Raw genomic sequence first — 19,209 nt, forward strand, 5'->3', positions numbered from 1 at the left:
AAAGAGGAGCCTGGCGGCACTTCCCCTGCTGGGGCGCTCGGCCGGTTCATATCCGAAACAGGTATGCAGCTGAGGTCCCCGAACGGGCACGCACAGTCAACCTCGATATTGTGCCATGTTTTTCCAGTCAGACCAAAATCCGCCGCCCCAGGTTCAGGACAACGGATCATCGACGGGGCGAAATGTCTGAATGTGGGTGGCAGCACACCATGGTCCCCGAACTTTTTCACAGCGCCCCCACCCCCACTTCCCCACTTTCCCGTGGCCAGTCTTGAGCGGGTTGTTCTACACTGTGCCTCGACCCCCACGGGTGCCCGAGGTATCGGGCTGAGATCGCGCTGCACCACCCCCGCGCGGGACCGTTGAACCTGTCTGGTTAGCACCAGCGGAGGAAGCGAGGATCATGGCGCAGATGCCCGGATCACCCCTCAGTTCCCGCGAACCTGCGGAGCACACCAGGCAGGACCTTTTACCGGCTTCCTGGAGGATGATTTCCTTGCCCGTGCACGGCTCTGAGAAAACACTTGATCTACGCTGCTATGTCGTCACCGGCACAGCAGATCACCGCCGCACCGTTGAAGTGGCACGGGCAGCGGCGGCGGGCGGGGCCGGAGTGATCCAAGTTCGCTCCAAACCGATCACCGCCCGGGAACTCGGCCGACTGGCTGAGGAAATCGCCTATGCCGTGGCCTCCCTCGGTTCCGGTACCCACGTGCTTATCGACGACCGGGTGGATGTCACGGCAGCACTCATGCGGCGCGGAGTGCCGATCCACGGGGTCCACCTCGGCCAGCAGGATCTGCCGGTCCGGGATGCCCGGGAACTGCTCGGCCCGGCAGCGATCATCGGCCTGACCACCGGAACCCTGGAACTGGTACAGGCGGTTCACCGGGTGGCGGATGTGGTGGACTACATCGGGGCCGGCCCCTTCCGCCCCACCCCGACCAAGGACTCCGGCCGTCCCCCGCTCGGCATTGCGGGTTATCCCCCACTGGTGGCGGAATCTCCGGTGCCGGTGGTCGCGATCGGGGATGTCACACCGGCGGATGTGCCTGAGTTGGCTGTCACCGGAATTGCCGGGGTGGCGATCTCTCGGGGTTTCATGGAGGCAGCGGCCCCTGACGTGGTGGCAGCAGAGGTCCTCGCGGGTTTTATGGCTGGGCGGAGTGATCAGAAATGAGGGAGAGACAGACTGGGCGGATGATCGTGATCGGTGGTGGTCTGGTTGGCCTGGTGACCTGTTTCGAGTTGAGCGAACAGGGTTTCCAGGTCACTCTGATTGACCCGGAGCCGGCCTCCGGGGCCACCCATTATGCCGGCGGCATGCTCGCCCCGATCGCCGAGGTACAGTACCGGCAGGAAGCACTCTTTCCCCTGATGCTGCAGGCAGCGGCACTCTATCCGGACCTGATTGAGCGGGTCTCCCGGGCCAGCGCATCACCCATTGATTATCGGCCCCGGGGAACCCTGGTGGTGGCAGCAGATCGAGCGGACGCCAGGCACCTGCAGGAGCTGGGTGACTACCAACGGCTCCACGGGATGTCCCCGGTGGAGCTGAGCGTTACCCGGGCCCGCCGGCTGGAGCCAGCTCTTTCCCCCCGGATCAGCGGAGCAGTGAGCATTCCCGATGACCATCAGGTCTCTCCCCGACTCTTCGCGGCCGCACTTCTGGATGTGCTGAAGCAGCGTGGGGTGAAGATCATCAGGGAGCGGGTCAGGCATCTGGAGGGAGCTGATCCCTGCCTCGCGGTGCACACTGAAACACAGGTCATCGAAACCGGCGACGCCCAGGTGATCCTGGCCAACGGGCTGGGTGCCGCCCAGGTCAGCGGCTGGTATACCCAAGACAATCCCCTGCAGCTGCGACCGGTGTACGGCGACATCATGAACCTCCGGGTACCTGAATATCTACGCCCCTTAAGCGAACGGGTGATCCGGGGTTTTGTTGAGGATCGTCCCGTCTACCTGATCCCCCGCTCCGATGGCACCCTCACCCTGGGTGCCAGCAGCCGGGAAAATGACAGTGCCCTACCCAACGTCGGGGCGGTGCATGAGCTGCTGCGTGATGGGATCCGACTGCTGCCCGGGCTGGAGGAATGCGAGCTGCTGGAGGTCGGGGTCGGGGCGAGGCCCGGCACCCCGGATGATCTGCCCTACCTCGGCAGGGTGGGCAGGAACCTGATCATCTCCACCGGTTATTTCCGGCACGGCATCCTGCTCTCTGCCCTCGGTGCCCACGCAGTGGTGGACCTCCTGCTGGGGAAGAAGTTGCCAGCCGGGGTGGATCTGACCGCCTGCGACCCTTGGCGGCACGTCGGTGGCAGCGCACCGGCTGCACACTCCGGGGCTGCGCAGCACCCTGGAACCCCTCCCTTTTGAACACATCCCCAACACCTCCCCACAGGTTTTTTCGATGCCAAGGAGCACTTTCATGAAATACACACTTAATGGTGAAACACAGGACACCACCGCAGCCTCCCTCAGCGTCGCTGAGCTGGTGCAGTCCCTGACCGGATCCGAGAACCCGAGCGGGGTGGCGGTCGCCGTCAATGAGAACGTCATTCCCCGTTCCGCCTGGGATCGCCAGGTGGCCGAGGGCGATGCGGTGGACGTGCTCACCGCGGTCCAGGGAGGTTGATCCCCCCGATGCTGAAAATTGCTGACCGGACCTACGATTCCCACCTGATCATGGGAACCGGTGGGGCAAGCTCCCAGGAATTACTTGAGCAATCATTGAAAGCCAGCGGTACGCAGCTGACCACGGTGGCCATGCGACGTCATGCCGCCGGCACCCGCTCCTCCGGTGAATCCGTATTTGAACTGCTCACCAGGCTCGGCATTGATCTGCTGCCCAATACCGCAGGATGCCGGACCGCCCGGGATGCGAGGATCACCGCGAAGTTGGCCCGGGAGGCGCTGGGCACCAACTGGGTGAAGGTGGAGGTGATCGCCGATGAGCACACTCTGCTGCCGGACACCACAGAACTACTCATCGCCTGCGAGCAGTTGGTCGCTGATGACTTCACGGTGCTGGCCTACACCTCTGATGATCCGGTCGTCGCCACCCGACTGGAAGATGTCGGAGTGGCGGCAGTGATGCCCTTAGGCTCCCCCATCGGCACTGGCCTGGGTATTCTCAACCCCCACAATATCGAGTTGATCTGCAGCCGGGCGCAGGTGCCGGTGCTGCTGGACGCCGGGGTGGGCACCGCCTCAGATGCGGCCCTGGCCATGGAACTGGGTTGTGATGGTGTGCTGCTGGCCAGCGCCATCAACCGCTGTCAGGATCCGGAGACGATGGCCCGGGCCATGCGCCATGCGGTGGAGGCCGGAAAACTGGCACAGGAAGCGGGAAGGATACCGAAGCGCGAGCATGCGACCGCATCCTCCACCTTCGAGGGGATCGCAAGCTGGGCGGAGCAGGTGCTGTGATGATGAAGCAGAGCACGCTTTCCCAGACTGAGCTGCGTCGCATCGCCAGGCAGCTGGCACTGCCCGGCTTTGGTCTGGCCGAGCAGGAAAAGCTGGCCGGAGCCCATGTGCTGGTCATCGGTGCCGGTGGGCTCGGCTGCCCAGCCATGCAGTCCCTGGCTGCGGTCGGGATCGGCCACATCTCCGTCATTGATGATGATGTGGTGGATCTGAGCAATATTCACCGTCAGATCCTCTTCGGGGCGCAGGACGAAGGCCGCCCCAAGGTGGAGGTGACCGAGGAAAGACTTCGCCAACTACAGCCTGACATCACCGTCACCCCCCTGCAGTTCCGGATGACCACCGCAAACGCTGTGGAGCTCTTTGAAGGGGTCGATCTGGTGATTGACGGCTCGGATACCTTCGCCACCAAATATCTGTCCGCGGATGCCGCGGAGATCACCGGCACTCCCCTGGTCTGGGGCACGGTCCTGCGTTACCGGGGTGATGTGGCGCTGTGGTGGTCCGGGCCCGGCGCGCCGGGGGAAGGCGTCGGGTTAAGAGACCTCTTTCCTGAGCAGCCGGATGCGGATTCGGTTCCGGATTGCGCCACCGCCGGGGTATTGGGTGTGACCACGTCTGTGGTTGCCGGTCTGATGACGACCGAGGTGGTCAAGCATCTGGCAGGAATTGGTGAATCGTTGCCGGGGGAGATGCTCAGTTATGACGCCCTGGGTGCTTCCCTGCGTTCTTTCCGGGTCGGTGCGGATCCCGGCCGGCAGCGTGTCACTGAGCTGCGTGATGATTATGGGGCTGCGGTGTGTCAGCTCCCTGCATTAACTCCTGAGCTACCTGCCGCAGTGGAACTTCTCAGCTCTGGTCAAGCTGTGGGGCTGGATGTCAGAGAGGACCATGAGAAGCTGGTGGCTGATCTTCCGGGCAAACTGCCGGGACTTCATCTTCCCACCTCTGTGGCCTCGGCAGCGACAGTCCGCGGGGTGCTGGAGGATGCCGCGCAGCTCAGCGACACCGTGGTGGTTTACTGCGCCGCGGGCAGACGTAGCGATGATTTCCTGGCCACCTGGTCCGGAGTGGCGGAGGAGTTCGGTCTTTCACTGCGCAGTCTGCCCGGCGGGGTGAATGGGATGCCTAAGGCTGTACTGCGGGGCTAGCGATTCTTGAACCCGGCGCGTGTGAGGGCATCCGCCATGGCACCGCCACCCTGGTTGCGGTTTTGCCCGCCCCGGCTTTTCTTCTCGGGGTCCGCTGCCTTCCTGTCGGGGGTGGGCCGGGCACTTCGCTGGCGTTTCGGGGCATCCTCACGCTTTCGTTTGGGTGCCGGGGTACCGGGTTCATCGTTGAGGCGGAGGGAGAGCCCGATGCGTTTGCGCTCCACATCAACCTCCATGACCTTGACCTTCACCACCTGTCCGGAACGGACGACTTCGCGCGGGTCGGAGATGAAGGTATCCGACATGGCGGAGACATGGACCAGTCCGTCCTGGTGGACCCCCACATCCACGAAGGCGCCGAAGGCGGCGACGTTGGTCACCGTGCCCTCAAGAATCATGCCGGGGTTCAGGTCAGAGAGCTTTTCGACGCCCTCCCTGAAGGTCGCGGTCTTGAATTCCGGGCGTGGGTCCCGACCCGGCTTGTCCAGTTCCGCGATGATGTCGGTGACTGTGGGCATGCCGAAGGTGTCATCGGCGAAGTCTGCCGGGTTCAGCTGTTCCAGCACAGGTGTATTAGCAATGAGGTCGGCGACCTTCAGCCCCGTGGCGGTGGTGATCTTCCGGACCACCGGATATGCCTCGGGATGTACGGCAGAGGCATCGAGTGGGTCGGAACCGCCGCTGATCCGCAGGAAGCCGGCGCATTGCTGGAAGGCCTTGGGCCCCAGGCGGGGAACCTTCTTCAGCTCCCGGCGGTTGGTGAAACGGCCATTTTCATCGCGGTGGGCGACGATGTTTTCCGCCAGGGTGGAGCTGACCCCGGCGACCCGGGTCAGTAAGGGGGCGGAGGCGGTGTTGAGGTCGACCCCCACCGCATTCACCGCGTCCTCCACCACGGTGTCGAGGGTTTTCGCCAGGGCCTGCTGGTTGACATCATGCTGGTACTGGCCCACGCCGATGGATTTCGGGTCAACTTTGACCAGCTCCGCCAGGGGGTCCTGCAGTCGGCGGGCGATGGAGACCGCGCCACGCAGTGAGACATCCATCTCCGGGAATTCTGCGGCGGCGATCGCGGAGGCCGAATATACCGAAGCACCGGATTCCGAGACCATGACTGGGGTGGGCCGCCTGCCACCGGCCTGCTTGATCAGGTCCGCGATTTCATGGCTGAGTTTTTCGGTTTCACGGGAGGCGGTGCCATTACCCACCGCCATCAGATCAACTGAGTGGGTGGCGCAGAGTCCGGCGAGCTCCTGCACCGCTTCATTCCACCTGTTCTGCGGCTGATGCGGGTAGACGATGGTGGTGTCCAGGACCTTGCCGGTGGGGTCAACGACCGCCACCTTCACTCCATTGCGGTACCCCGGGTCCAGCCCGATGGTTGCTCGCTGGCCTGCCGGTGCCGCCAACAGCACATCGCGGAGGTTGGTGGCGAAGATCTCCAGGGCACCCTCCTCCGCTTTTTCTTTCAGGCGCGTCCGTACATCCAGTCCGGAGGAGACATAGAGCTTGGTGCGCCAGCCTCGGTGGACGGCATCCGCCAGCCAGGTTGAGGTCCGGGTGTCCAGTTCAAAACGATCGCTGATGAGGTTCTCATAGAGCTCATCTGCACCGGCGTCGAGATTCAGCTGCAGCACCCCTTCACTTTCGCCCCGCAGCAGAGCCAGGATGCGGTGGCCGGGAAGCGTGGTGAAGGGTTCAGCAAAGTTGAAGTAGTCCTTGAATTTCTCTCCCTCCTGTTCTTTTCCCGCCGCCACGCTGGAATTGATGCTGCCCCTGCCATACATCTGTTCCCGGACTTCCCCGACCAGATCTGGATCCGTGGCGAAACGGTCGATGAGGATGGATCGGGCGCCTTCCAACGCCTTCTTCGTGTCCTCGAAACCTTCGGTGGTGAAACTTTCCGCCATCTTGGCCGGATCCAGCGTGGGGTTGTCGATGAGTTGCTCCAGAAGGGGTGCCAGGCCAGCTTCCCGGGCGGTGTCCGCCTTGGTTTTGCGGCGTTTCTTGAAGGGCAGGTAGAGATCCTCCAATCGTGCCTTGGTGTCACAGTTGAGGATAAGGGCGCGAAGATGATCGTTGAGCTTGCCTTGTTCCTCGACAGCGGCCAGCACGCTCTGTTTGCGATCCTCCAGCTCCTGAAGATAAGTCCGTCTTTCCTCCAGCTGGCGCAGCTGGGTGTCATCTAGACCACCGGTGGCCTCTTTGCGGTAGCGGGCGATGAAAGGCACCGTGTTGCCCTCATCCAGGAGTCTGAAGGTGACTGCCACCTGCTCTTCCCTCACGTCGAGTTCGCGGGCAATGGTGGCGGTGATCGAGGTAGCTGACATTCCTGCAATTCTAGCGAAATCTTCAACCACGGGAGCAATGGGATGCTTTGATCTGCCCTTATCTAGAATAAGTTAGAACAGATGTTCCCCTAAGTTCACCTGCAATTGGTACACATGTTCGACATGACAGGTTAGTCTGGAAACAACTTCAGAGGAGATCAGGGGGATCTGACAATGACACTGATAAAGCAGCATGTCGAAGCCATCGAGGAACATCTGTCTGCCATCGCGGATATCTTCGCCAATCCCAAAGCCTCGGATTTCCTCGCCAACGCCGACATGCTCCCGGCTCTCGAGCGCGCCCTCAACCTCAAGGCGGGTATCGACGCCGCGATCGCCTATGCCGCAGATCAGGCGCGGGCCGGTGACCGGGTGGGTTCCTCCCGCACCATCGACTACCTGATCAAGGAGCTCGGCCTCTCCTTCCATGAAGCTATGGCACGCCTGCGCCTCGGCCACCAGAACCACGGCAAGATCACCCTGCCTGAACCCGCCGTGCCCTCTTCCGAGGAGAAGACAACTGAACCAGATACCAGCGGACTTTCCCCCGCAGAGCAGGAGCGCAGGATGGCAGAAACCGCCAAGCAGGCCCGGGAGCAGGAGGAGCAGCGCAAACGTGCCGAGGCTGAGCGGCTCCGCCAGGAAGAGGCAGCCCGGGAAAAAGCCCGCCAGCAGGCCCGTCGCAGCCGGATCAGCCAGGAAAAGCTCAAGCTCATCGACCGGGAACTCGCCAAGCTCAACGGGGATGCCCGTCGCAGCCGGAATGAGCTGTATGTTCGGGCGGTGGCCCAGTCCAGCCAGCGCACTCCCGAGGATCTGCAGGAATGGGTGCGCACCCAGGTGAACCGGGAAAATGCCGGCAGCCGGGATCCCCATGCCGCCTGGAAGAAGCGGGAGCTCAAGATCGGACGCCCTGACAGCGATGGCGGAGCCAATATCTACGGCTATATCACCGCCGACACGCTCGCCCTTCTGGAGAGCGCGCTGGCACCCGCCAACCGCCCGGGTCACCTCATCGAGGATCCGAATATCGAAGATAACCGGACCCTCCCACAGCGACGCCATGATGCGCTGGCAATAATTCTGCGCCACCACAGCGTCGAGAAGATGAACCGCACCGGAGTCGGCACCGTCGTCATCAGCCTCTCCGCTAAGGATATCGACAACCTGGGGAACCCTGAAGCAGACCACCGCTTCCCCACCAACACCAATGCCATGCTCAGCCCCCAGGAGATCCTGCGCCTGGGTGCAGCCAAGTACAACTTTGCGGTGGTCCACGACCCTGAGAGCGGCGACCCGCTCCATGTCGCCCGCACTGAACGGCTGGCCACCCTGGAGCAGCGCATCGCTCTTCTCGCATCCCAGCTGGTCTGTGCCAACCCGGACTGTACCCAGCCTTTCTGCAACTGCGATATCCACCACCTGGAGGCCTGGCAGTTGGGAGGCTCGACCGATATCTGGAATCTGGCTGCCCTATGCCGCACCCACCACGGCAACAACAATGACCACCGCGATGGCACCGGAGCTCGCGGCCATGCGGAAAGAGATCCCTTGAGCGGAAGAGTCGGTTATCGTCCACCACCGCGGCCCGGAAATCCGCATCCGGGAGTCGAAGTCAACAACACTGAGAGGCAATCACATTCCGGTGGAGCGAAGGTCAGATCGCAACCCTGGCCGGATCAAACCTCGGCACCCCGGAAAAACCAGGGGGAAGAGTCATCGGAGCCCGCCCCCGGCACACCTACGTCCATGAAGGGTTCCGGGGACCCCACTCCGCCGACGACTCCCGAACAACCCCCGCTATTCCCGTGGAAGGATGTGGCATGAGGGGGCTCTCTGAACTGGTTCCCGAAAGAATGGGGCTGTTTCCCTGCGGGTGTCGGGGGCGTTGCAAGAAGCACTCGACTCCCAGGCCTCCGCCGAGAGATAAAAAACCCGGGACATCTGAAGACCAGCAGCATAACCATCTGCATCATCTGCCTTCAGGTGTCCCGGGATTGGCTCGCCCCGAAAGTTATTATCTCATTCTCAGTAATTTGTTCCAGTTGAACAGGAGTGTCATCCCTCAGAAATCCCCCAACTACCCCCTAAATGGCCTAAGAGCACTAATTCGCCGAGGGATCCTGCCAGGCACAGGAGGCGGAGACACCAGGTTCCGCACTGCCCTCCATCGAGGTGCCGTACCAATAAGCCCCCTGCGGCAGGGAGCGGACCACCACCTGGGTCAGCTCCTTGAGATCCAGGTGGGAATTACCGTTGACCACCACGCGATGCAGCACCTCCACCACCGGAACATGCCCCTCATTCTGCTCGAACTGAGTGACCAGCATATTGTCCGGTTCACACGTCAGATCAACCACCTGGGCGTGAATTTCGGTAGCCTCAAAACCGGCACGGCGCAGTTTCTTCGGCATCCGGGCCACCACCCGTTCCCACTCCACCGGGGCAATCAGGATGTTGAGGTCGGTGGAGACCTCACGCATCGCCAGCTGCTGGCGGTCCCATTTGGTGAGTTCCGCCCGCTCCAGCAGCTCCGGGCGGGCTGTCTGGGTGCGCAACAGGGACTGGGTACGACGCCACTGCTCAATCGCGGCATGGTTACCCGAGAAGAGCACCTCAGGTACTTCCAGGCCACGCCATTCCCGCGGTTTGGTGTAGCTGGGTGCCTCCAGCAGACCATCGGAGAAGCTGTCCTCCTCATGGCTGCGCTGATTGCCCAACACCCCCGGAATCAGCCGAACCACTGCCTCGGCGATGACAAGTACCGCCACTTCCCCACCGATGAGGACATAGTCACCGATGGAGACCTCGCGGACCCGATAACGATTCGCGGCATCATCGATCACCCGCTGATCGATTCCCTCATAACGCCCGCAGGCGAAGACAATGTGCTCCTCATTGGACCAGGCCTGGGCATCCGACTGGGTGAAGGGCTTGCCTGCCGGGGTCGGTACGATCAACAAGGGCAGATCAGGGTTCTCACCGGCGGTGTCACCCGCAGAGTAAGCCTGCTTCGCCACGCCCTCCAGGTCATCGTGTCGTGGCTTATCCAGGTGGGGTGCGGAACTTTCCAGTGTGACCGCAGCCGCAACCGGCCCGGTACCTGCTGCGGCATCATCGAGCGCAGGTCCCCACACCCCGGGTTTCATGACCATGCCGGGACCCCCGCCATAGGGCGCATTATCTACCGAGCGGTGCACATCAGTGGCCCACTGTCGCAGATCATGGACCCCGACGCTCAGCTTCCCCTCCTCGATGGCTTTGCCGAGCAAGGCATGGCGCAGGGGCTCAAGGTACTCGGGGAAGATGGTGAGAACATCAAGACGCATTTAAAGCTCCAACAGTCCTTCAGGCGGGGTGATGGTGCAGGTGCCGGAATCCAGATCAACTTCCGGCACGATCGCGTGCACGAAAGGAATCAGGACTTCCTTTCCATTGTCCAGCTTGACCTCAAGGATCTCCCCCGCCGGGCCATGCATGACCCCGGTGACCTCGCCGATCTCCGCATCTTCGTGGACGATCTTCAACCCGGTCAGCTCATGATCATAAAAACCGTCTTCTTCTTCCTCACGTTCCAGTGGGGTTGCGAAGAACTGGGTGCCGCGGAGCGAATCCGCGGCATTACGGTCCGGAACCTCCTCGAATTTCACCAGCAACCTGCCCTGGTGCACCCTGGCGGCCTTCACCGTCAGGAAGTGCTCCTTCCTGCCCTGCCGACCATTGAGCACTTCGCCTACGGCGTAGCGGATCTCCGGTTCGTCGGTGGTGACCTCGATGGTCACCTCTCCCCTGATCCCGTGGGATTTGACCACGCGTCCGATCATTAATTCCATGGTCACCGAGTTTAGCGCCCCGATGGTGGAGCTCCCACATCCGCACAAAACCAATCCCTTGGATTACAGGTAATAATGGGGCTCAGGTCGGTACATAAACCACTGAGGCAGAGTTGGAACCCAGATCAAGATCATTTTGGAGTCGCTGATGAACACCACACCCCCGTCCCGGCCGACACCTGAGGAGGGTGCGCAGCCCATCTTCAGCGCTCCACGGGAGTTGCGCCCCGGCGGTGGGGAAATGACCGAGTGGATTCTGGGACGGTTGCCGATCTCCCGGAAGCAGATCATCGAGTTCTCCCCCGGGGAGGGTTCCACCACCCGGCGACTGCTGCGTCACAACCCTGCCGGCTACCTCGGAATCCATCACCCTGGCACCACTGATGGCTCCCCGACCTCCACCGGACTCCAGAATCTGATCAACCGTGCCAACGCCCGGGGCACCCTCCAGGGAAGAAAAGAGCCACCCAATCGCTTGCTCAGCGCCGACCTCCGAAACACCGGCCTGCCCGCCGCCTCCGCCGATGTGGTGCTCTCCGAGTCTTTCCTGAGCCACAATCCGGAGGATGAGAAGCTCCGGGTCCTCCGGGAAGCAGGGCGGCTATTGCGTCCGGGCGGGTTTTTCGCTCTCCACGAAGCAATTCTGCGGCCCGATGATCTGGACCCCGCACTCATCGCCACCCGACGGGAGGAGCTCAGCCAGTTACTGGGCGCGGAGGCCCACCCCCTCAGCGGCGCAGGATGGGCTGAGCTGATTGAAAAGGCCGGTTTCGCGCTCGTCGAGAAGCGGGTGTCGGACCTACCCCTGGCTGAACCGGGACAGGGGCTGGGAGCCCTCGCCCACACTGCCCTCAAGTTGTTGCGGCGAGCAAGGAAATCGGAAGAAAACATCGATCATCACAGGAATTTCGGCGCCATCGCCCTGATCCTGACCTTAAAGGAGTAGCAGCCATGTCCACCCCCATGAATATCCTGCAGGTACTTAAAGATGCCCCGCCGGCCCAGCCAGCCAGACCCCGGCCCGCGGTGAAACGCCTGCTGCAGGGCGATGGTGCCAACCTGATTGTGTTCACCTTCTCCCCCGGCCAGTCCCTGCCGGACCATCAGGCCGCACACCCCATCGTGGTGCAGTGTCTCTCCGGTTCCCTGGATTTCGGTTGCGATGGGGAGAAAGTCCGGTTGGAACCGGGAACCCTGATTCATCTGCCTGACCATGTGGTGCATCGGGTGGATTGCCCAGCGGATTCTGAAGGTGAGGCAGTACTGTTGCTGAGCATGCTCACTGGGGAACGACACCCCTGAGCGACCCCTGTAGTCCTGAAGGCAGGTCCCCCGGCTAAAGACACCCCAGGGGGCTATGACGCACAAAACCGTGTCCAGGTTTCCCTGAACACGGTTTCTTTAAGCTTCTGCCCGGTGGGGTGTCACTCGCTGAGGTGCTGTCCTGAGGGACACCGGCCTCAACGGGTTTCCACCCCGGTGGAATTACTCCTCGGTGGCAGCTTCCTCGGCCGGAGCCTCTTCAGCAGCCTTGGCCTCAGCGGCAGCAGCCTTCTCGGCAGCTTCCTTCTCGGCAGCAGCCTTGGCCTCAGCCTCTTCCTTGGCCTTCTGCTTCTTGGCGGTGACTGCCTCCAGGGACGGGCCGTCGTTGGCCTCGGAGAGGGCGGCGTTGAAGAGATCCAGCTTGGAGGTCTTCTCCTCGGCAAACTTCAGGGTGCCCTCGGCACCCTCGAGGCCATTGGCCTTCTGCCAATCGCCGGTCACCTTGAGCAGGGCGAGAACGGGCTCGGTCGGCTGTGCGCCAACGCTCAGCCAGTACTGGGCACGCTCAGAGTCGATCTGGATGAGGGAGGGGTTCTGCTTCGGCTCGTAGACACCGATGTTCTCGATGACCTTGCCGTCGCGGCGGGTGCGGGAATCGGCGATGACCACGCGGTAGTGCGGGGTACGGATCTTGCCGAGGCGCTGCAGCTTAATCTTGACAGCCATGTGTGGCTCCTTTTGGTCACTGGGCAGTTCAGACACCCGCCACTTTTCGGCGGGCCGGTTCAACCCTTGGTTTTAACCTGCGGGTGACGCACCGGCCGACCGTGGTCGGTTGCGGTGTTACGCAGGAAAGTTTCTGATGCAGACAAGCATGTCCACAACCCGGATAACTATACCTTCCCGGTCAGGCAGAAAGAAATCAGTGGTGCCGCTATGATGTATCTGTGCTTTCCCATGAGCTGATCAGGTATTTCGACGAGTCGCGTATCGATGCCCTCCTCCTACACCGGGACCTCGATGCTCTGGACGCTTTTCTCCTGGGCCCCGGCATTGATGCCCGGGACCGGTCGGGGCACACGGTCCTGATGCGTGCAGCCGCTGAATTCAATCTGCTGGTCCTGGCGCACCTGCTCTCCGGTGGTGCCGACCCTTCGCTTGTCGACGACCGCGCCCGCACCGCCCTGCATCATGCCGCGATTGTCGGCAATGATGCCGCCGCCGAGCTGCTGGTGGACGCCGGCGCCCCCGTCGATGCCACCGACCAGGAGCTGCGCACTCCCCTGTGGCACGCCGCCTCCCAGCATCTCCCCGATTCCGCGATCGTGGATGTGCTGCTGCGGGCCGGGGCGGATCCCCGGAAGCGGGATATCCACGGGGTCTGCCCAGAGGACATGATCTAGGGGCGCTAAGCTGCCTGCGCTTCACGCATGCCAGAACGTACCGACCATCCGGCGATGGCGATGACGACCCCCATGCCGGCCATGGACCACCACACCGGTTGCGCAGCTGCCTCAAAGCCGCTGGGGCCGCCGGCACCGAGCCGGGCGACCACCAGGGAACCGAAAATCGCGGCACCCAGACCATTGCCGATCTGCCGGGCAGTGGAGGTGACCGCCGCTGCGGTACCGGCCTGCGCCTTGGGCAGGCCGGAGACAGCGGCATTGGTGATGGGGGTGTTGACGCTGCCGAAGCCGATGCCGTAGACGCCGAAGGCGAGGCAGAGATACCAGAGCGGGCTGTCCAGGTCGATGAAGCTGAGCAATAACCCACCCAGGGCCATCACCGCGCCCGCGAAGATCAGGACCGGGGCGGGGCCTCGGGCGGCCACCAGCCGGCCGGAAGCTGGGGCGCAGATGGCGACCATCAGCGCCAGCGGCAGCAGCAGCAACCCGGCACTCATCGGGCTGAGTCCCCGAGCCTGCTGCAGGAAAAGGTTGATGACGAAAAGGAAACCGCTGGTGGAGGCGAAAGCCACCAGAGCACAGATCACCGCGACGCTGAAAATCCGGGAACGGAAAAGCGAGGGCGCGAGCAAAGGGGTGTCAGTGCGAGTCTCCCACCAGAGGAAAACCCCCAGCGCCCCCAGCGCCCCAATGAAGCAACCCACCACGAGGGGGTGCGACCAACCGAGCGAGCCACCCTGAATCAGGGCGGTGTTGATGCTGACCAGGAAGACAATCATCAGGATCTGGCCGGGCGGATCCAGACGGCGGTGGGTGCCGGCATTGGATTCCGGGATGAAGAGCGCAGCAAGCACCACCGCCAGCAGGGCGATGGGCACATTGATCCAGAAGACGGCACGCCAGCTGACCAGATCCACCAGCAGGCCACCGATCGGGGGGCCCAGCGCCATGGCGACGCCGATGACACCACTCCAGATTCCCAATGCCTTCGCCCGCTGGGCGGGGTTGGTGAAAGCGTTGGTGATGATGGACAGTGCCACCGGGTTGAGCATGGACCCACCCAGCCCCTGCAGCACCCGCGCGGCGATGAGTATCTCGGCGTTGGGGGCGAAAGAACTGAGCAGGGAACCCAGCGCGAAGAAGATCAGTCCGGCCTGAAACACCCGACGGCGACCAATGCGGTCGGCAACAGAGCCGGAGAGCATGAGAAATCCTGCCAGCGCCAGAGAATAGGCGCTGATCACCCACTGCAACTGGGTGACACTGGCACCCAGGGACACACCCATGGCGGGCAGTGCCACATTAACCGCATTGGAGTCCATGCTGATGATGAACACACTCATACAGCAGGTGTAGAGCAGGATCATCCTGCCCCGGTCGCTGAGTTGGTCTAATCCGGCGGTACCGGACACCTTAACCGGCATCCCTGCCGCCGCTCTGGGGCGTTGCCCTTCACGATCCCTGCGCATCCTCACCACTCCTAAATTTCCCCGGAGGTTTGCGCCGGGTCGTCCAGCGGGCCAAGACAAGGGAAAACCTCATCTCCCCAGAGAGGGAGATGAGGCAGACCCTGGGCCAGCTACTTCTTATCTTGCCCGAAATCCAGGTTGTCCAGGTCAATATTCTCCATGCCCTTGGGCAACTTCGGCATTCCCGGCATCCCACCACCGAGACCCGGCATCCCGCCATCGCCAGCTTCCATCTGTTTCTGAAGCTGCTGCAGTTGTGCCATGTCCGGTATTCCCGGCATCCCGCCGCCCGGCATACCCGGCATACCCGGCATACCGCCACCGGGCATGCCGCCCCCACGAGTCTGTTTTGCGGGCCTGCGCTTTCCGTTCTTGCCCTTACGTCCCTTGGGCTTCTTCTTGGTGGCGCTACGCATCGGGCCACCCATGCCGAACTGGCTGGCCATCTGGCCCATCATCTTCTTCGCCTCGAAGAAGCGCTCCACCAGCTGATTGACATCGGCGACGGTGACACCGGAGCCGGTGGCAATGCGCTTGCGACGGGAGGCGTTGAGGACCTTGGGGTTGTCGCGTTCCGCCGGGGTCATGCCGCGGATGATGGCCTGGATGCGGTCGAGCTGCTTCTCATCGACCATGTCGGCCATCTGATTCATCTGCTTGCCGCCGGGCAGCATCTTCAGCAGATTGCCCACCGGGCCCATGCGACGGATCATCAGCATCTGGTCGAGGAAGTCCTCCAGGGTGAGCTCACCGCTACCCAGCTTGGCGGCGGTCTCCTCCGCCTTCTTCTGGTCGAGGACCCCTTCGGCCTGCTCGATCAGGGAGAGAACATCGCCCATGCCGAGGATCCGGCTGGCCATGCGCTCCGGGTGGAAGATATCGAAATCTTCCAGCTTCTCACCGGTGGAGGCGTACATGATGGGCTTGCCGGTGACCTCACGGATGGAGAGCGCGGCACCACCACGGGCATCACCGTCGAGCTTGGTCAGGACAACACCGGTGAAGTCCACACCCTCGCGGAAAGCTTCAGCGGTGGTGACGGCATCCTGGCCGATCATCGCATCGATGACGAAGAGGACTTCATCCGGGTTGACGGCCTCACGGATATTGCGGGCCTGGGTCATCAGGGTTTCATCGATGCCGAGACGACCGGCGGTATCGACGATGACGACATCATGCTGCAGCCGCTTGGCCTCCTCGATGCCGCGGCGGGCGACATCAACCGGATCACCGTGGGAGGTGCCCATCTCATGATCCGCGGAACCGAGGGCCGTGCCGGGATCGGGGGCGAAGGTGGGGACACCGGCCCGCTCACCGACGATCTGGAGCTGCTGGACCGCGCCGGGACGCTGCAGATCACAGGCCACCAGCATGGGGGTGTGCCCCTGGTTGGTGAGATGCTTGGCCAGCTTACCCGCCAGGGTGGTCTTACCTGCACCCTGGAGACCGGCGAGCATGATGACGGTGGGCGGATTCTTGGCCAGCTGCAGGCGGCGGGTTTCGCCACCGAGGATCTCCACGAGCTCCTCGTTGACGATCTTGATGACCTGCTGCGCCGGGTTCAGCGCCTCCGAGACCTCAACACCGGCGGCGCGTTCCTTGATGCGCTTGATGAAGCCGCGGACGACGCTGAGCGAGACGTCGGCTTCGAGCAGGGCAAGGCGGATTTCCCGGGCGGTGGCGCTGATGTCCGCCTCAGTCAGTTTGCCCTTTCCACGCAGCCCCTTGAGGGCGCCGGTCAACCGATCGGACAAAGACTCAAACACGTGTGCACTCCCCTGGGATCCATTGCTGTGCTAGCTGCTATAACTCCCCCATGCTAGCCGGTGGCCAGTGCCCGGGTCACGTCACGCTCCACTTTGGCGCGGTCGATGTCCCCGGCGAGGGCACATTGCACCAGCATGGTGGCACCTAGTTTCTGGCTCGTCAACCAGGTGACCTCGGGAAGCACAGAGATCAGGGCACCCACCGCACCGAGCCGGTCGGCGGTGCGGACCTCCAGGACCCGGCCGTGCCAGAAGTAGGCGGTGGGTCCGGGCAGCACCTCAGGCAGTGTGGAGTGGACACCGGAGCGGTAGGACTGGACGAAGACATCCGCGTCCAGGGACATGGTGACCAGGGAGCGGATCTCGAAGAGCCCGTGCCAGATGCCGTCCTCACGTTGGGCGAGTTTCACGGCCTCGATATTCCAGGATTGGGCGGCGATGGCGGCGAGGACCCGGACGCTGCCACGCAGGTAGTCGCCACGCCAGTTGACCACCGCGGAGCCAGGGTCACCGGCGATTTCGCGGAGTCCGATCTCGGAGCCGGAGAAGACGATGGGTTGGCGGGGCTGGAGGTCGTGGAGGCGGTGGCGGGCCCGGGTCAGCAGGATGGACAATCCGGAGGCGAGTTGACGGTTCCAGACCCCGGGCCCGGTGGCTTTGGCGTCGGCTTCGGTGAGCACGCCGAGCAGGTTGACGGTGACCAGGTCATAGTTGAGGGCGGCAAGCAGCTCCTCCAGGGTGTCCTCGGCATGGGGATCGCGACGGGCGACCAGACGGGCGACGGTGGTGTGTTCGGCGACCAGGGTCTGCAGGCACACCCGGTCCCGGTGGTTGAAGTCCATCTCGGAGGCGATGCGGGCGATGAAGCCCGCGCCGACCTGCTCATGGGGTCGGCCATAACCTTTGCCGAGGTCGTGGAAGAGGGCGGCGAGCAGCAGCAGATCGGGGCGGGCGACGGTGACCGAGGCGGAGGCGCAGTGTCGCACGGTGACCAGGGAGTGCTGGTCGATGGTGTGGATGTGGCTGCGTTCCCGGGGCAGACGGCCGCGGACATGGTCCCACCAGGGGACGATCCGGGCCCACAGCCCTTCCTGGTCCATGCGGTTGACCACCTTCTGGGTGTATTCCGGTGAGGAGAGAGTGGCGATGAAATCATCGACCATCACCTTCATCCATTTTTCAGGCAGGGGTGGCAGCACCCTCAGGGCCTGCCAGGTGGAATCTGCGACGGGCAGGCCGGTGCGTGCTGCCGCGGAGGAGACGCGCAGCAGCAGTCCAGGATCGTTTAGGTCGGGGTCCCGGCTGAGCGTGATGTATTCCCCGGCCGCGACGACATCGACGTCGAGGGGTCGCCTCAGTCCCGGGGTGTGGATATTGCCGACGCCGGCCCGACGGCTGCTGACCGCGCCCAGGGCGCGGCGGGTGACCACCCCGCGGGCGATGCCCATGGTGCGGTTGAGGGCCTCGTCGATGGTGCGGGCGGCGTCGGCAAGCGCGGCCGCCAGGGTGTAGCGGTCCGGGTAGCCGAGGTCGATGGCCAGGTCAGCGGCGAATTCGGGGTCGAGAACATCCCGGCTGCGGCGCGCACTCTGGTGCAGGAGGGTGCGGACATCCAACAGGAGTTCCTGCTCAGCGCCAAGGTCGGGAAAGTCGGCGAGATTACCCAGCGCCAGAGCCTTGATCAGGTGGATGTCTCGCAGTCCCCCGCGGCCGTTTTTCAGGTCGGGACGGGTCATGGAAACCACCGACCCGGAACGGTTCCAGCGGGTGATGGCCAGTTCGGCGAGGGCGTCGAAGTTGCGGGAGATTTCGGCCCGCCAGCTACGCAGCACCAGTTGGCGGGTGTGTGCACTGAGATTTTCATCCCCGGCGACATGCTTCAGGTCAAGCAGCGCCAGAGCGGCCGTGGAGTCCGCGGTGATCATCGCCGCGCACTCGACGGGGGTGCGCAAGGCGTGGTTGAGACGGTATTTGCGGTCCCAGATCGGGTACCAGAGGGCTTGCAGCTCCGCACTGCTGGGCTCCTGCCCCGGTGGGTGCAGCAGGATCAGGTCCAGGTCCGAGTAAGGGGTCATCTCCTCCCGCGCCAGGGATCCGGTGGCGGCCAGTGCGGTGCCGGACGGGAGGGGGAGGGAAAGCAGAAGGGCACGGGCCCGATCCACCGCCTGCTTTCTCAGCAGGGCGGGTGGCATCGGGCCCGGGGTGCCAGCTCCGCCGGAATCAGATGGCGTCATCGTCCCGTTCCCCGGTGCGCACCCGGATCACGGTGGAAATTTCACTGACCCACACTTTGCCGTCACCGATCTTGCCGGTGCGGGCGGCACCGACCAACGCGTCGAGCACATCCTCGAGGATCTCATCCTTGGTCACGATCTCAACCTTGACCTTGGGCACGAATTCGGTGGCGTACTCCGCCCCGCGGTAGACCTCGGTGTGGCCGTGCTGCTGGCCGAACCCCTGGGTTTCGGTGACGGTCATGCCGTGGACACCAAGCCGGTCCAGGGCTTCCCGGATATCCGCTAGGGTGAAGGGTTTGACCACTGCGGTGACAAGCTTCAT

Annotated in this window: 17 protein-coding genes and 1 riboswitch; of the genes, 9 read left to right on the forward strand and 8 right to left on the reverse strand. The window is 63.3% G+C overall.

The features are described 5' to 3' along the window. Positions 1 to 296 precede the first annotated feature (296 nt). Positions 297 to 411: riboswitch (TPP riboswitch) on the forward strand. 76 nt (positions 412 to 487) lie between these two features. Genes COCCU_RS08870 through COCCU_RS08890 form a run of 5 tightly spaced genes read left to right on the forward strand, consistent with a single transcriptional unit; the run spans position 488 to position 4,583 of the window. Beyond that, positions 488 to 1,180 (forward strand): thiamine phosphate synthase, encoded by a 693-nt coding sequence (locus tag COCCU_RS08870; RefSeq protein ID WP_156231170.1) that lies wholly within the window; start codon positions 488 to 490, stop codon positions 1,178 to 1,180. A gap of 20 nt (positions 1,181 to 1,200) precedes the next feature. Continuing rightward, entirely contained in the window at positions 1,201 to 2,379 is a 1,179-nt protein-coding gene (thiO, locus tag COCCU_RS08875) for a glycine oxidase ThiO (RefSeq protein WP_231598718.1), read from the forward strand. Between the two features lie 52 nt (positions 2,380 to 2,431). Beyond that, positions 2,432 to 2,638 carry a sulfur carrier protein ThiS gene (gene thiS / locus COCCU_RS08880; RefSeq protein WP_156231172.1) on the forward strand — a complete coding sequence of 69 codons (207 nt, stop codon included), beginning with the start codon at positions 2,432 to 2,434 and terminating at the stop codon, positions 2,636 to 2,638. Between the two features lie 8 nt (positions 2,639 to 2,646). Next, complete coding sequence (locus tag COCCU_RS08885; protein ID WP_156231173.1) at positions 2,647 to 3,432, forward strand: thiazole synthase; 786 nt, start codon at positions 2,647 to 2,649, stop codon at positions 3,430 to 3,432. A 2-nt stretch (positions 3,433 to 3,434) separates the two neighbouring features. Continuing rightward, the gene (locus tag COCCU_RS08890) at positions 3,435 to 4,583 is read left to right on the forward strand and encodes a ThiF family adenylyltransferase (protein WP_156232743.1); all 1,149 of its coding nucleotides are present in this window, start codon (positions 3,435 to 3,437) and stop codon (positions 4,581 to 4,583) included. Here COCCU_RS08890 and COCCU_RS08895 read toward each other — a convergent pair. After that, a complete protein-coding gene (locus COCCU_RS08895; RefSeq protein WP_156231174.1) occupies positions 4,580 to 6,913 on the reverse strand; it encodes a Tex family protein in 2,334 nt (777 codons plus the stop codon). The genes COCCU_RS08890 and COCCU_RS08895 overlap by 4 nt on opposite strands. Positions 6,914 to 7,087: 174 nt before the next feature. Here COCCU_RS08895 and COCCU_RS08900 point away from each other — a divergent pair, with 174 nt between their 5' ends. Continuing rightward, a complete protein-coding gene (locus COCCU_RS08900) occupies positions 7,088 to 8,740 on the forward strand; it encodes an HNH endonuclease signature motif containing protein (protein WP_156231175.1) in 1,653 nt (550 codons plus the stop codon). A 278-nt stretch (positions 8,741 to 9,018) separates the two neighbouring features. On the opposite strand, the gene trmD is transcribed toward COCCU_RS08900, so the two are convergent. Both trmD and rimM read right to left on the reverse strand, forming a co-directional pair. Next, entirely contained in the window at positions 9,019 to 10,242 is a 1,224-nt protein-coding gene (gene trmD / locus COCCU_RS08905) for a tRNA (guanosine(37)-N1)-methyltransferase TrmD (RefSeq protein WP_156231176.1), read from the reverse strand. Further along, complete coding sequence (gene rimM / locus COCCU_RS08910; RefSeq protein ID WP_156231177.1) at positions 10,243 to 10,746, reverse strand: ribosome maturation factor RimM; 504 nt, start codon at positions 10,744 to 10,746, stop codon at positions 10,243 to 10,245. A 148-nt stretch (positions 10,747 to 10,894) separates the two neighbouring features. On the opposite strand from rimM, the gene COCCU_RS08915 reads away from it, so the two are divergent. Then, entirely contained in the window at positions 10,895 to 11,692 is a 798-nt protein-coding gene (locus COCCU_RS08915; protein WP_156231178.1) for a class I SAM-dependent methyltransferase, read from the forward strand. A 5-nt stretch (positions 11,693 to 11,697) separates the two neighbouring features. Continuing rightward, positions 11,698 to 12,048, forward strand: coding sequence for a cupin domain-containing protein (locus tag COCCU_RS08920; RefSeq protein ID WP_231598719.1), 351 nt, complete (start codon positions 11,698 to 11,700; stop codon positions 12,046 to 12,048). Between the two features lie 183 nt (positions 12,049 to 12,231). Here the strand turns inward: COCCU_RS08920 and rpsP are convergent, their stop codons facing one another. Further along, the gene (gene rpsP / locus COCCU_RS08925; RefSeq protein WP_156231179.1) at positions 12,232 to 12,735 is read right to left on the reverse strand and encodes a 30S ribosomal protein S16; all 504 of its coding nucleotides are present in this window, start codon (positions 12,733 to 12,735) and stop codon (positions 12,232 to 12,234) included. A gap of 221 nt (positions 12,736 to 12,956) precedes the next feature. Here rpsP and COCCU_RS08930 point away from each other — a divergent pair, with 221 nt between their 5' ends. Continuing rightward, positions 12,957 to 13,412, forward strand: a complete 456-nt coding sequence (locus COCCU_RS08930; RefSeq protein ID WP_156231180.1) for an ankyrin repeat domain-containing protein — start codon at positions 12,957 to 12,959, stop codon at positions 13,410 to 13,412. A gap of 5 nt (positions 13,413 to 13,417) precedes the next feature. Here the strand turns inward: COCCU_RS08930 and COCCU_RS08935 are convergent, their stop codons facing one another. From COCCU_RS08935 to COCCU_RS08950, 4 genes are all read right to left on the reverse strand, one after another. Further along, positions 13,418 to 14,884 (reverse strand): MFS transporter, encoded by a 1,467-nt coding sequence (locus COCCU_RS08935; RefSeq protein WP_331457787.1) that lies wholly within the window; start codon positions 14,882 to 14,884, stop codon positions 13,418 to 13,420. A gap of 110 nt (positions 14,885 to 14,994) precedes the next feature. Further along, entirely contained in the window at positions 14,995 to 16,650 is a 1,656-nt protein-coding gene (gene ffh / locus COCCU_RS08940) for a signal recognition particle protein (RefSeq protein ID WP_156231181.1), read from the reverse strand. A gap of 53 nt (positions 16,651 to 16,703) precedes the next feature. Next, entirely contained in the window at positions 16,704 to 18,884 is a 2,181-nt protein-coding gene (locus tag COCCU_RS08945; protein WP_407924135.1) for a [protein-PII] uridylyltransferase, read from the reverse strand. Then, positions 18,871 to 19,209 carry a P-II family nitrogen regulator gene (locus COCCU_RS08950; RefSeq protein WP_156231182.1) on the reverse strand — a complete coding sequence of 113 codons (339 nt, stop codon included), beginning with the start codon at positions 19,207 to 19,209 and terminating at the stop codon, positions 18,871 to 18,873. Before COCCU_RS08950 ends, COCCU_RS08945 begins: the two co-directional genes overlap by 14 nt.

The organism is Corynebacterium occultum (assembly GCF_009734425.1).
GTDB lineage: Bacteria > Actinomycetota > Actinomycetes > Mycobacteriales > Mycobacteriaceae > Corynebacterium > Corynebacterium occultum.